This window comes from Pseudonocardia zijingensis (genome assembly GCF_042657305.1).
In the GTDB taxonomy this organism is placed as follows: Bacteria; Actinomycetota; Actinomycetes; order Mycobacteriales; family Pseudonocardiaceae; genus Pseudonocardia; species Pseudonocardia zijingensis.
This window is the reverse complement of sequence record NZ_JBHSKO010000001.1, coordinates 33300-46310: the sequence shown is the minus strand read 5'-3', so window position 1 is coordinate 46310 and position 13011 is coordinate 33300. Positions and strand designations below refer to the sequence as shown.

The following is a 13011-nucleotide window of genomic DNA, read 5'->3' as shown; positions in this document are numbered from 1 at the left end:
TGCGCTCCGACCGGCGGCTTTCACTCGAATGGCCTAACTCGGAAGGGTTGTCTTGATCGTCACTGCCTGCCATCGTGAGCGCGCCGGCCCTGGCGAGCCCCACTCGCCCGGCCGGTCCGGAGCGGCGTCCCCTCGCCACCCCGGTTGCCACTGGCGCGCGGTGCCCCCGATCGCGCGGCCGTCGTGGCGGTTCCAGCGGAGTGGCCCGAGTTCATGACTCCCCCTCAGATCCCGGGCCGCTCCGCCCACCAACTCCCACCGGCGCGGGCATGCGACGGACGCGCAGCATGCGGCGACCGGCCCACCACAGGGCCACCGCCGCACCGAGCACCGGGGCGAACGGCAGCAGGAACCCGACCACCGTCGCCGCCGCCGCCCCGATGGCGCGCAGCCCCGCCCAGCCCGCCGCGAGACCGTCGAGGAAGCCGGGAGCGGGCACTTCGGCCGGGGGCGGCGGCACCGCGGCCGGGCCGCGCAGGTCCAGCGTCAACGTCGACAGCGCCACCTGGTCCCGCAGGGCGGCGAGCCGGCGCGTGAGGGAGTCGAGCTCGGCCTCCCGCTGGGCGAGCTCCGACTCGATCGAGATCACGTCGCCGAGGTCCGCCGCCTCGGACAGGAGGGTGCGAACCCGGGCCACGCTCGCGGTCTGGCTGGCCACCCGCGAGTCGAGGTCCACGAGCTGCTCCGTCGCGTCCACCACCTGGCTGTGGCGCTGGGTCACCCGGCCGTAGCCCGCGATCTCGTCGATCAGCCGGTCGAGCGCGTCCGCAGGCACCCGCAGCACCATGCGGCTGCCGGAGTCGCCCGACTGCTCCTCGGTGACGAAGCCGCCCGCCACGGTGGTGGCCGTGCGGACCTGGCGGACCGCTGCCACCGGCTCGGGCACCTCGACCGTGAGCTGCGCGGTGCGCACGAGGTCGCGTTGCACGCCCCCGACCGGGACGCCCGGGGCCCCGTCGCTCGCCCGCGCATCGGAGCCTGCCCCGCCCTTCTCCTGCGCCCCGCTCGACTCACCGATCGCGGGCATCGGCCGTGCCGGGGCGACGGCCGCGGAGTCGCTCGTCTCGCTGCTCGACCCGTCCAGCACGATCGCGAACGCACCCACGAGCACCGCGAGCACGATCCCCACCCCGACCAGCACCGACCGACGCCCGAATCTCATCCGCACCACCGCCACCGCCTCTCCCTCGTCGTCTGCGGTCAAGACGGCGGGCGGCGGCTCGGGGGTTGGCCGCCGCAGGTCACGATCAGGTGACGGCCTCGCGGACGTGCGGTACGCCCGCGGGAACGGGCAACTCGCGCCGTCGAACGCGAGACTCGCGGGACCCTGGAACGCGACATTCGCGCCGCGAAACGGGGGACTCGCGCCGTCAGACGGGGGACTCGCGGGCGTCAGGTGAAGAGGTGCTCGAAGGCGCGGAGGTTGGCCAGGCTTTCGCCGCGGTCCTGGCGCCAGGCGTACTCGCGGCGGATCGACGTTGCGAAGCCGAGCTCCAGCAGGGTGTTGAAGTCGCCGTCGGCGGCCTCCAGCACCTGCCCGAGGACGCGGTCGAGCTCCTCCGCCGTGACCGCGTGCAGGCCGATCCGGCCGATCAGGTGGATGTCGCCGACGCGGTCGAGGGCGTAGTGCACGCCGTAGAGCCGTGCATTGCGCTGCAGCAGGAACCGGTAGACCGCGTCGTGGGCCTCGTCGGGCTGCCGGCAGACGAACGCCTGGACGAACAGCGCGTGCTCGCGCACGACCAGCCAGCAGTGGGTCTGGAGACGGTTGGTGCCGGGCAGCGTCACCAGGTACTGGCCGGGCTCGCGGCGGTGGTGGTCGACGCCGAGCTCGGCCAGCGCGGCACCGATGGTGGCGTCGACGTCGGACTCGTTCCCCGCGGTCACCGCTCGATCATCCCGGCCGCCAGCCCGGCCCGCATGGCCTGCCGCCTGCGCTCGGCGAACTCGGCGGCGGCACCTGCGTAGGTGTCCAGGAGCGCGTCGGTGGTGCGGTCCCAGGAGAACCGGTGGGCGTGCTCCACGGTGCGGGCGGCCAGTTCGGCCCTGCGGTCGGGTGCCAGCACGACCGCGGCCAGCGCGTCGGCCCACTCCTCGTCGCGGTGCCCGTCGACGAGCAGCCCGGACCGGCCGTCGGCCACCGCGACGGGCAACCCGCCCACCCGGGCCGCGACCACCGGGGTGCCGCACGCCTGCGCCTCCAGCGCCACCAGGCCGAACGACTCGTTGTAGCTCGGCACGGCGACGGCGTCGGCCGCCCGGTAGACGTCGACGAGGCCGTCGCGGGTCTGGGGCGGCAGGAAGCGCAGGTGGTCGCTGATGCCGAGGGCCGCGCCCAGCCCCTGCAGGGCCGTGGGCTCGGCGAGACCGCTGCCGGACGGTCCACCCGCCACCAGCACGACGAGCCGGGACCGCAGACCGGGCTCGCGGCGCAGCAGCTCGGCCGCGGCGCGCAGCAGGACGTGCGGCGCCTTGAGCGGCTGGATGCGCCCCGCGAACGCGAGCACGACCGCATCGGGGGCGAGCCCGAGCGCGCGGCGGGCGGCGGCCCGGTCGCCGGGGGTGAACCGGGCGAGGTCGACGCCGGGTGGGATCGCGACGGTGCGGCCCGGGTCGGCACCGTAGAGCTCGACGAGCTGGCGGGTCTCCTCGTCGGTGTTGCCGATCAGCCGGTCGGCCTCGGCCACGACCTGGTCCTCACCGATGACGCGCACCATCGGCTCCGGGGTGTCTCCCGCGGCGAGCGCCGTGTTCTTGACCTTGGCCAGCGTGTGGGCGCTGTGCACGAGCGGCACGCCCCACCGGTCGCGGGCCAGCCATCCGACCTGACCGGACAGCCAGTAGTGGGAGTGGACGACGTCGTAGTAGCCGGGCTCCTGGCGGGCCTCGGTGCGCAGCACGCCCGCGGTGAAGGCGCACAGCTGGCCGGGCAGGTCGTGCTTGCCGAGCCCCTCGAACGGCCCGGCGACGACGTGCCGCACGAGCACGCCGGGCGCCAGCTCCACCACGGGCGGGAGATCCGACGAGGTCGCGCGGGTGAAGACCTCGACGGCGACGCCGCGGCCGGCCATCCGGGTGGCGGTCTCGACGATGTAGACGTTCATGCCGCCTGCGTCGCCCGTGCCGGGCTGCTCCAGTGGCGAGGTGTGGACGGACAGCAGGCACACCCGGTGAGGTCGCCGCGATGCGCCGGTACGGGCGGAGGTCACGACCCTGTGTAGCACGCGCGCGGCGTGCTCAACCGCCCGAGTGGCCCCGGTCGATCTCCTGGTCGATCTCCTCGGCGATCGTTCCGAGCAGCGCGTGCACGGGGTCGCTCGCGTGCCACCTCCCGGATCCGTCGCGCCAGGCGGGCACCCGGTGGCGGCCGGAGCCGGGGCGGCGCAGCCGTACCCACAGCTCGTCGTGGAGGGTGAGCCGGCCGTCGGGCACCGGGGTGGCGAGCGTGTGGCACGCCACGACGACGTCGGCGAGCTCGGCCCACCGCACCTCGCGGCCCTGCCCCTCGACCTCGGCGTCGACCACGTCGGACGCGAGCGGGAGGTCGAGCAGTTCTGCGAGCGCCGCCGGGTCGCCGCCGACGGCCAGTTCGCCCGCGGGCAGCACGGCGGCGAGCCAGGGATGGTCGAGCACCACGGCGACGTCCACGTCGGCGACGGAGCCGTCGAGCGCCCGCACGCGTTCGGGCAGCTCCAGGTCGTCCGGGTCGGCGCGACCGTCGGCCACGGCCTCGGCGAGCTCGGCGTACGCCTCGGCCGCGAGCGCGACGTCCGGTGTGCGGTCGGGGTCGCCCAGCCGGGCCAGCAGGTCGGCGGCCGTGCGCGTGTCGGGCACGCGCAGGTCGGCGCGCACGCCGATCGCGGCGAGGACGTCCTCGTCGGGGACCCCGTCGCCGGGCGGCGGGTCGTAGAGCGGCGCCAGGTCGGTGGCGCTGGGCAGGCGCCAGTGCGACGGGCGCCTGCCGCCGAGCCGGGCGTGCCGGGCGAGCCACCACCCCGTGTACGCGCCGGGGGCCGTGAGCGCGGCGCGGGTGTCCCGGTCGCCCGCGAGGAGGGTGAGCGCGGCGGGCCACGCGTCGTCGGCCACCAGGTCGAGATCGCGCACGGCCACCAGCCGGGTGGGTGGCGCCTCCAGCGAGTCCCACCAGCGTTCCTCGTCGTCGAGGTCGTGGTCGGGTGCCACCGGCTCCTCGTCGACGAGCACGGTGAACCCGTCCACCACGCCGACGGCGAGCAGGGCGGTGCGCGGCACGCGTGCGGCGAACCCGGCGTCGAGGACGTCGAGCGGGGCGTCGTCGGCGAGCAACGGGCGCACGGCCGCGTCGGGGAGCATGAGCTCGTCGGCCCGGGCCGGCCGGCCCTCGTCGTCGGGGAGGGCCAGTGCCGCGAGCGCCGGGGGCGCGCTGCCGGTGGCGGCGACGAGCCCCAGCACGGCCTCGGCCAGCGGCCGCACGTCCAGCCCGGCCTCAGCGTCGTCCACGGAGCGCTCGACGGCGTCGGTGAGGGCGGGGTGTTCCAGCAGCGCCCCGGCATCGGCGGGGCTCGCGCCCAGCCGCTCGAGCAGCGGGTGCACCGCCTCCGGGTGCGCGATGTGCAGGCCGGGCAGCCCGAGCGCGGCGACCGGTTCGACGCCGCCGTCGGGCGGCGGCACCAGCACGGTGGCGGGGCCCGCGGCACGCCGGCCGTCGGCGAGCGGGACGGGGAGGGCGCGCAGCTCGTCCAGGGCGCCCGGCACCACGTCGGCGAGGGGCTCGAGCGCCGCGTACAGCGACCGCCACCACCCCGGCGGCCGCTCGTCCACCCCGAGCAGCCGCTGCACGAGCTCCGCGAGCGGCATCCGGTGCACCCCGAGCTCGGACGGCACGGCGGGGTCGGTGCCCGGCGGCAGCGGTGCCAGCAGCCGGTCGAAACCGGCCTCGGCGAGCAGCCCGGGCAGCGCCGCCGCGGGCCCGTCGAGGGCGGGGACGTCGAGGCGTTCCGCGCGACCGGGGGCGAGCTCGGTGCCGGTGACGGCGGGCAGCCACGCCGCGCCGCGCAGGACCGCCACCAGCAGCTCGCGCAGCCGCCCGTCCAGCTCGGAGCTGGGGAAGCCGGGCTCGGGCGCGAGCGCGATCCGCGCCTGCGGGGCCACCGCGCGCACCAGCTGGAGGTAGGCCGCCGCCGCCCCGGCGAGCACGACGTCGGTGGCGGGCCCGGTCCGCATCCGGCGGCGGTCGGGTTCCAGCGGCACCGTGGCGATCAGGCGCGCGGGCAGCGAGAGCCGTTCCCCGGTGGCCGTCGGCGCGTGCAGGACGTCGGGACCCAGCCGGTCCGGCTCGCCGTCCGCCGTGAGCGGAAGGGCCCAGCAGACCGACCACTCCCGCCGCTCCCGCTGCTCGACGGCCTCGGCGCGCGCCGCGGCGTCGTCGATCTGGCCGGTGGCTCGGGCCAGCGACCAGCGGCGACCGGCGATCGTCACCTCGCCGGGCCCCGGGCCGTCCTCCCGGGTGACGACCTGCTCGCCGACGGCGATCTCGGCGAGGTCGGGCAGCGCGAGCAGGAGGTCGGCAGCGCCGTCGCGGGCCTCCGCGAGCAGCGCGGCGGGGTCGGTGCCCGGGCGCAGCGGCAGCCGGACCTCGGTGTCGTAGCCCTCGGGTGGGCGCTCGTCGGTGGGCCAGGCGAGCCGCAGCACCGGCGGGCCGTCGCGCCGGGCCAGCTCCTCGGCCGGGCCGGGGATCGCGGCGACTTCGGCCGCCGTGCGCGCGGCGGAGAACGCCACCCCGCCGCCGGTGCTCACCACCCGCGGCGCGTCCGTGACGGCCAGGACGGCCGCGAACCCGACGCCGAAGCGGCCCACCGACCCGGGGTCGTCCCGCTTCGCCGACGCCCGCAGCGAGGCGAGCGCGGCGGCCCCGGCCGCGTCCAGGGGCGCGCCGGTGTTCGCGACCGCCAGCTCGCCGTCGCGCAGGTCGACACGGACGCGTCCCGGCACGCCGGCCGCGCGCGCGGCGTCGGCGGCGTTCTGGGCGAGCTCGACGAACCAGGCGTCGGCGTAACCGCCGAGCCGCAGGTCCTCCTCGGCGTTGGCGTCCTCGCGGAAGCGGGTGGGCGAGTCGGCCCACGCGGAGAGCACGGCCGAGCGCAGCTCCGCCGTGCCGAAGGGATCGTCCACTACCGGGTGACCGGCTCCAGGTCGACGCCGTCGTCGTAGACGAGCTCGGCGACGGCCACCGCGGACGTGGTGTCGGGCTGCACGTCGGAGTGGGCGCCGCAGCCGAAGCCGACGTCGACGATCGAGCCGTCGGCGGGCGAGAACTCGTTGCCGCAGGCCCCGAAGGCGCCGCGCAGCGCACCGGCGAGCGGGAAGAAGAAGCCGCACGTGCCGCACGACGCGGGGGCGGCGCGCGCCATGTCGGCCGCCGGGCCGTGCGGGCCCTCGTGCCAGCGCCGCGTGGCCTCGTCACGGCCGTGGCGGGACGGAACGAGGCGCCTGCCCAGCCCCACCTCGACGGCGACCTCCTCGACGGCGGGATCGTCGGAGGCGAGGTAGCCCGGCACGAGCCGCGGGTCGTCCTGGCGGGCCGGCAGCAGGTCGCCGACGCCCAGGTCGCCCGGCCGGACCCGCTCGTCCCACGGCACCCACGCGGGCGCCACGAGCGCGTCGGGACCGGGGACGAGGACCACTTCGCTCACCGTGACGGGCTCGTCGTCGCCTGCGGTGGCGAGCGTGACGGACCAGCGCCAGCCCTGGTAGCCGCCCTGCGTGGCGGCGAACTGGTGGCTCACGGCGTCGGCGGCCTCGGGGACGACCTCGAGGTGCTCGCCGACAGCGCCTTCCGCTGCCTGCGGACCGAGGTCGGCCGCGGCCTCCTCGACCGCCGCGGCCCGAGCCTGCGCCACCGCGTCCACGAGCCGGGCGGGCGGGTCGAGGGTCGGTACGGCGTTCACCGGAGGGATTGTGCCACCCTCTCCGCCATGACCTTCGGGCGTGCACTGCTCGGGGCGCTGGCACTGGCGCTCGCCGGCTGCGCGGCCGCCGCGCCTGCCGCCGTTCCCCCGCCCGTAGAGCAGCTGCGACCGGCCGTGCTGGCCGAGCTGCCGCACGACACCGACGCGTTCACCCAGGGCCTGGAGCTGGCCGCGGACGGCGCGCTGTACGAGGGCACGGGCCTGGCCGGCCGGTCGCAGCTGCGCGAGCTCGACCCCGTGACGGGTGAGGTGCGGCGGTCGGTCCCGCTGCCGGGGCGCCTCTTCGGCGAGGGCATCACCGTGGTCGACGACCGGATCTGGCAGCTCACCTGGAAGGACGGCGTCGCCCTCGAGTGGGACCGCGCCGGCCTCGAGCTGCTGCACCAGGTGCCGATCGACGGCGAGGGCTGGGGTCTGTGCCGCGACGGCGACCGCCTGGTGCGCAGCGACGGCACCGACCGGCTGCGCTTCCACGACCCGGTCACGTTCGCCGAGACCGGGTCGGTGGCGGTCACCCTGGACGGGGAGCCGGTCACCGAGATCAATGAGCTGGAGTGCGTCGACGGCCAGGTGTGGGCGAACATCTGGCAGACCGACCGGATCGTGCGCATCGACCCGGCGGACGGGCGCGTCACCGCGGTCGTGGACGCCACGGGCCTGCTCGACGAGCAGCGCCGCACCGACGCCGACGTGCTCAACGGCATCGCCGCGCTCGGCGGCGACGAGTACCTCCTGACCGGCAAGCTCTGGCCTTCGTCGTTCCGGGTGCGGTTCACCCCGCCGTGATCACGGGCGGGCCCGGGTGTCCGATCCATGGGCCAGAATGGAGCCGTGGCCCGTCCCGAGTCGTCCCGATTCCGCCGCGGCGGGCGCGGTCGCCGCACGTGGGCCGCGGTGGAGGACTCCCACGAGCCCGGCACCGACCGCTACGCCCCCCGCAGGCGCTACCCGTGGCACGACGACCCGGACTACGACCCGTCGGCCCACCGGCGCACCCCGCCGCCGCAGCCGTGGACCCCACCGGCTCCCGAGGAGCAGGAGCAGGAGGCCCCCACCGAGGCGGCGCCCCCGCCGCCCACCCGGCGGATGCCGCGCAAGCTCACCGTCACGCGCGTGGCGGCGCTGCGCAGCCGTGAGCTCACCGAGGGCGGCCTGCGCGCGTTCCACCGCGCCACCACGGCCGACGGGGCCGACCGGTCCGGCCTCACCGCCCTGACCTACGCCACGATGGTCACCTACGCGGTAGACGCCGCCGTGGCCGTCGCGCTGGCCAACACCCTGTTCTTCGCCGCGGCCACGGCCGAGAGCAAGACCAACGTCGCGCTCTACCTGATCATCACGGTGGCGCCCTTCGCGGTCGTGGCGCCGGTGATCGGGCCGATGCTCGACCGGCTGCAACGCGGCAGGCGGGCCGCGCTGGCCGTCTCGTTCGCCGGGCGCGCCGTGCTCGCGGTGGTGATGGCCTTCAACTACGACACGTGGCTGCTCTACCCGGCCGCGCTCGGCACGATGGTGCTGAGCAAGTCGTTCTCGGTGCTCAAGGCGGCGGTCACCCCGCGGGTCCTGCCGCCCTCGATCACGCTCGTCACCACCAACTCGCGGCTCACCACCTTCGGGCTGATCGCCGGGGGCGTCTCCGGGGCGGTGGCGGCTGGCGTCGCCGCCCTGTGGGACTCGCCGGGCGCGCTGATCTACACGGCCCTGGTCGGCGTGGTCGGCACGGTCCTGTGCCTGCGCATCCCGCGCTGGGTGGAGTCCACCGCGGGCGAGGTGGCCGCCACGCTGCGCACCACGGCCCGCCGCCGGGGCACCCCGATGGGCCGGCACGTCACGGTGGCGCTGTGGGGCAACGGCGCGGTGCGGGTGCTCACCGGCTTCCTCACGCTGTTCGTCGCGTTCGTGGTGCGGGAGCAGGCCGAGACCGACCCCACGCGCCAGCTGGTGCTCATCGGCATCGTCGGCGCCGCGGCCGGGATCGGCTCGTTCACCGGCAACGCGGCCGGGTCGCGGCGGCAGTTCCTGAAGTCCGACGCCGTGATCATGTCGTGCGTCGGCGCCGCGGTCCTGATCAGCGTGGTGGCCGCGGTGCTGCCGGGCATCGCCACCGCCGCTCTCGTGGGCCTGATCGGCGCGGCGGCCAGCGCGCTGGCCAAGGTGTGCCTCGACGCGGTGATCCAGCGCGACCTCCCGGACGAGTCCCGGGCGTCGGCGTTCGGGCGCTCGGAGACGGTGCTCGCGCTCGCGTGGGTGTTCGGCGGGGCCCTGGGCGTGCTGCTGCCGCACCACACGTTCTGGCTCGGGTTCACCGTGATCGCCACGGTCATCGCGCTGGCGGGCATCCAGTCGGCGCTGGTGGCCCGTGGCCGCAGCCTGCTGCCGTTCCTCGGCCACCGCGCACGGCCGGCCGAGGCTCGGCGCGTGTCCTGAACTGCGCTTCCGTACCGTTGTGCGCGTGCTGCGCCACCTGCTCGCCGTCCCGGCTGCCGCGCTCCTGCTCGCCGGCTGCGGGTCGGCGGAGCCGCCCCCACCCCCGCAGGTGACGTTCGCGGCGGGCGAGGCCAGCACCGTCGCCCGCCCGGCCCAGTACTGCGACGTCGAGCTCACGCAGTGCCTCACCGACGTCGCCGCGCCGGTGCGCCTGGCCGTGCCGCCGGGTACCCCGGTGCGGGTCACCGTGCCGCCCGAGATCGCGCAGACCCCGTGGCAGGTGGTGTTCAGCTACGCGGACGCGGCGGGCACCCCCACCGACGAGCGCAGCCCCGTGTTCGCACCCGAGTCGCGCAGCGACTGGACGCTGGACCTGGGCACGCCGGACAAGCGGCTGCTCACCGCGGAGGTGCAGCAGTACGGCCCGCCACCGCAGCAGAACCCCGAGACCGGGGAGATCGAGTTCCCGATCCGGGCGAGCTGGGTGCTGAACGCGGGTCAGCCGTAGCGGTCAGCCGTCGAGGTCACGGGCCACCGCGCGCACGACGTCGGCGGCGAGCTTGCAGGTGCGCCGGTCCGGGTAGCGGCCGCGGCGCAGGTCGGGCTGCACCTTGGTCTCGAGCAGCCGGATCATGTCCTCGATGAGGCTGTGCAGGTCCTCGGCGGGACGCCGGGTGGACTCGACGACCGACGGCGGCTTGTCCACGAGCCGCACCGAGAGGGCCTGCGGCCCGCGCCTGCCCTCCGCCATCCCGAACTCGACCCGCTGGCCGGCCTTGAGCGCCTGCACCCCGGGCGGTAGCGCCGCCTTGCGGACGTAGACGTCCTCGCCACCGTCCTGCGCGAGGAACCCGAAGCCCTTGTCGGCGTCGTACCACTTGACCCTGCCGGTCGGCACCCTGTTCACCCGTTCCTCGATCGAACCCGACGTCCTGCGGCGCCCCACGCGTACCGCATGACGAACGCGCCCCGAGATGCCGGGCCGCCACTTGGTCGGCCCATCGAGCGACACCGGGACGCGCGAGAACCACCCTAGTCCGCACCACCCGTACCGCGCACCCGTTCAATTTCGCGAACCGGCGCACGCCTACTCGAGTAGCACAGTGCAGCACGATGTAGCACCAGCCGGTAACATGGGCGTCGTGGCCCAGCCAGCGATCACACAGCGCGACCTTCGAAGCCGGTCCAAAGAGATCATGGATGCGGTCGAGGGCGGCCAGTCGTTCACGGTCACCAGGGACGGGCACGAGATCGGTGAGCTGATCCCCCTCCGTCGGCGGCGCCGCTTCGTCACGAGGGAGGAGTTCGCTGCCATGTCGCGCAACGCCGCCGACGTCGATATCGACGTCTTCCGCGCAGACCAGGAACGGTCGGCCGCTCAGGAGGCCGACGACCCGTATGAGCGGTAGCGGTAGCACGCGTGATCGGGGCCTGCTGGACACGAACATCCTGATCCTCCGCCGCTGGGTCGATCCGGACGAACTGCCGGGCGAGATGGCGATCAGCGCGGTGACGCTCGCCGAGCTCTCCGCCGGCCCGCACCAGGTCCGCCCGAGCAGCGAGCAGGCCGAGTACGAGGAACACGCCGAGCGGGCCCGCCGCCTCGACGTCCTCCAACGCGCCGAGCACGAGTTCGAACCGATCCCGTTCGGGGTCGATGCGGCACGGGCCTACGGCCGGATCACCGCCGCCGTCGTCGCGGCCGGGCGCAAGCCCCGACGCCGGGTCGCCGACCTGATGATCGCCGCAACCGCGATTGCCGAGGCTCTCCCGCTCTTCACGACGAATCCCGGGGACTTCGACGGGCTCGACGGCGTGCTTACCGTCGTTCCGGTCAACCGGCCCCGCGTACCCCACGAAGGCCGCTGACCGCGCGCCTCAGGCGTTGCGGACCTTCGCCGCCTCCCCGAGGTCCAGCAGCTCCACGCTCTTGGCGCGCATCTCCACCTTGCGGACCTTGCCGGTGACCGTCATCGGGAAGGAGTCGACCACCACCACGTAGCGCGGGATCTTGTAGTGGGCGAGCTTGCCCGTGGCGAACTCGCGCAGCGCCTCGGCGGTGAGCTCCGGCGCGCCGTCGCGCAGCGTGACCCAGGCGCACAGCTCCTCGCCGTACCGTTCGTCGGGCACGCCGATGACCTGCGCGTCCAGGATGTCGGGGTGGGTGTAGAGGAACTCCTCGATCTCGCGCGGGTAGATGTTCTCGCCGCCGCGGATGACCATGTCCTTGATGCGGCCGGTGATGTTCACGTAGCCGTCGGAGTCCATGACGCCGAGGTCGCCGGTGTGCATCCAGCGGGCGCGGTCGATCGCCTCGGCGGTCTTCTCCGGCTCCTCCCAGTAGCCGAGCATCACCGAGTAGCCGCGGGTGCACAGCTCGCCGGGCTCGCCACGGGGCAGGGTGAGGCCGGTCTCCGGGTCGACGACCTTGACCTCGACGTGCGGGTGCACGCGTCCGACGGTGGAGACCCGCCGCTCGAGGGAGTCGTCGGCGCGGGTCTGGGTGGACACCGGTGATGTCTCGGTCATGCCGTAGCAGATCGTCACCTCGGTCATGCCCATCCGGTCCACGACCTGCTTCATCACCTCCACCGGGCACGGCGAGCCCGCCATGATCCCGGTGCGCAGCGACGACAGGTCGTAGGAGCCGAAGTCGGGGTCGTTCAGCTCGGCGATGAACATCGTCGGCACCCCGTACAGCGAGGTGCATCGCTCCTGCGCGATGGCCGCGAGCGTGGCCTTCGGGTCGAAACCGGGGCCCGGGATCACCATCGTCGAGCCGTTGGTGGTGCAGCCGAGGTTGCCCATCACCATGCCGAAGCAGTGGTAGAAGGGCACCGGGATGCACACCCGGTCGTCCGGCGTGTAGCCGCAGAGCCGCCCCACGAAGTAGCCGTTGTTCAGGATGTTGTGGTGCGACAGCGTGGCGCCCTTCGGGAACCCCGTGGTGCCGGACGTGTACTGGATGTTGATGGGGTCGTCCGGGCTGAGCGCCGCCTGCAGCCGTGCGAGCTCGGCGGGGTCGCCCTCGCGGCCGTCGGCCATCAGCTCGTCCCAGTTCGGCCTGCCGATGAGGATCACCTGGCGCAGCGCGGGGCAGCTGTGCTGCACCTCCTTGATCATCGCCTCGTAGTCCGAGGTCTTGAAGCTCGGCGCGGCCACGAGCATCGAGATGCCGGCCTGATTGAGCACGTACTCCAGCTCGTGGGTGCGGTAGGCCGGGTTGATGTTGACCAGGATCGCCCCGATCTTGGCGGTGGCGAACTGCACCAGCGTCCACTCGGGCAGGTTCGGGGCCCAGATGCCGACCCGGTCGCCCTTCGCCACGCCCGCGGCGTGCAGGCCGAGCGCGAGCGTGTCGACGTCCTCGCGCAGCTGCCGGTAGGTCCACCGCCGTCCGCTCGGCACGTCCACCATCGCCTCGCCGTCGGGCCGGGCGGCCACGGTGCGGTCGAGGTTGTCCGCGATGGTGTCGCCGAGCAACGGGACGTCGGAGGTCCCGGACGCGTAGGAGGGGAGTGCGGGGGCGGCAGCGGACACGGCTGTGGGTCCCTTCGACGTCACCGGCGACAGTTCTCCGCCATCCTGCGACGCCGGCGGGGAGCCCGCCACCTCCGGATGGGGAGGAAACCCGCTC

Annotated in this window: 12 protein-coding genes; 5 read left to right on the top strand and 7 right to left on the bottom strand. The window is 74.9% G+C overall.

All coding sequences use genetic code 11. The features are described 5' to 3' along the window. Window positions 1-211: 211 nt before the first annotated feature. The 5 genes from ACFPL3_RS00240 to ACFPL3_RS00220 form a co-directional block, all read right to left on the bottom strand. Window positions 212-1162 carry a DUF4349 domain-containing protein gene (locus ACFPL3_RS00240; protein ID WP_343939513.1) on the bottom strand — a complete coding sequence of 317 codons (951 nt, stop codon included), beginning with the start codon at window positions 1160-1162 and terminating at the stop codon, window positions 212-214. A gap of 230 nt (window positions 1163-1392) precedes the next feature. Further along, on the bottom strand, window positions 1393-1887 hold the full coding sequence (locus ACFPL3_RS00235; RefSeq protein WP_343939511.1) for a type III secretion system chaperone family protein: 495 nt from the start codon (window positions 1885-1887) through the stop codon (window positions 1393-1395). Next, a complete protein-coding gene (mshA, locus tag ACFPL3_RS00230; protein ID WP_343939509.1) occupies window positions 1884-3209 on the bottom strand; it encodes a D-inositol-3-phosphate glycosyltransferase in 1326 nt (441 codons plus the stop codon). Before mshA ends, ACFPL3_RS00235 begins: the two co-directional genes overlap by 4 nt. A gap of 28 nt (window positions 3210-3237) precedes the next feature. Then, entirely contained in the window at window positions 3238-6150 is a 2913-nt protein-coding gene (locus ACFPL3_RS00225; protein WP_379588330.1) for a sacsin N-terminal ATP-binding-like domain-containing protein, read from the bottom strand. Then, entirely contained in the window at window positions 6150-6926 is a 777-nt protein-coding gene (locus ACFPL3_RS00220; RefSeq protein WP_343939505.1) for a DUF3027 domain-containing protein, read from the bottom strand. Before ACFPL3_RS00220 ends, ACFPL3_RS00225 begins: the two co-directional genes overlap by 1 nt. 27 nt (window positions 6927-6953) lie before the next feature. Between ACFPL3_RS00220 and ACFPL3_RS00215 the strand changes: the two genes are divergently transcribed. From ACFPL3_RS00215 to ACFPL3_RS00205, 3 genes are read left to right on the top strand one after another with little or no spacing between them, the layout of a single operon-like run. Then, window positions 6954-7733, top strand: coding sequence for a glutaminyl-peptide cyclotransferase (locus tag ACFPL3_RS00215; protein WP_343939503.1), 780 nt, complete (start codon window positions 6954-6956; stop codon window positions 7731-7733). A 45-nt stretch (window positions 7734-7778) separates the two neighbouring features. Beyond that, window positions 7779-9374, top strand: a complete 1596-nt coding sequence (locus ACFPL3_RS00210; protein ID WP_379588329.1) for an MFS transporter — start codon at window positions 7779-7781, stop codon at window positions 9372-9374. Between the two features lie 25 nt (window positions 9375-9399). Further along, window positions 9400-9882, top strand: a complete 483-nt coding sequence (locus ACFPL3_RS00205; RefSeq protein WP_343939499.1) for a DUF2771 family protein — start codon at window positions 9400-9402, stop codon at window positions 9880-9882. A gap of 3 nt (window positions 9883-9885) precedes the next feature. Here the strand turns inward: ACFPL3_RS00205 and ACFPL3_RS00200 are convergent, their stop codons facing one another. Continuing rightward, entirely contained in the window at window positions 9886-10272 is a 387-nt protein-coding gene (locus ACFPL3_RS00200; protein WP_343939530.1) for a cold-shock protein, read from the bottom strand. A gap of 244 nt (window positions 10273-10516) precedes the next feature. Here ACFPL3_RS00200 and ACFPL3_RS00195 point away from each other — a divergent pair, with 244 nt between their 5' ends. Beyond that, window positions 10517-10783 (top strand): type II toxin-antitoxin system Phd/YefM family antitoxin, encoded by a 267-nt coding sequence (locus ACFPL3_RS00195; RefSeq protein ID WP_343939497.1) that lies wholly within the window; start codon window positions 10517-10519, stop codon window positions 10781-10783. Then, on the top strand, window positions 10773-11243 hold the full coding sequence (locus tag ACFPL3_RS00190) for a type II toxin-antitoxin system VapC family toxin (RefSeq protein ID WP_343939495.1): 471 nt from the start codon (window positions 10773-10775) through the stop codon (window positions 11241-11243). The genes ACFPL3_RS00195 and ACFPL3_RS00190 overlap by 11 nt, the downstream gene beginning before the upstream one ends. A 9-nt stretch (window positions 11244-11252) precedes the next feature. Here ACFPL3_RS00190 and ACFPL3_RS00185 read toward each other — a convergent pair whose 3' ends face one another. After that, on the bottom strand, window positions 11253-12914 hold the full coding sequence (locus ACFPL3_RS00185; RefSeq protein ID WP_343939493.1) for an AMP-binding protein: 1662 nt from the start codon (window positions 12912-12914) through the stop codon (window positions 11253-11255). Between the last annotated feature and the right edge of the window lie 97 nt (window positions 12915-13011).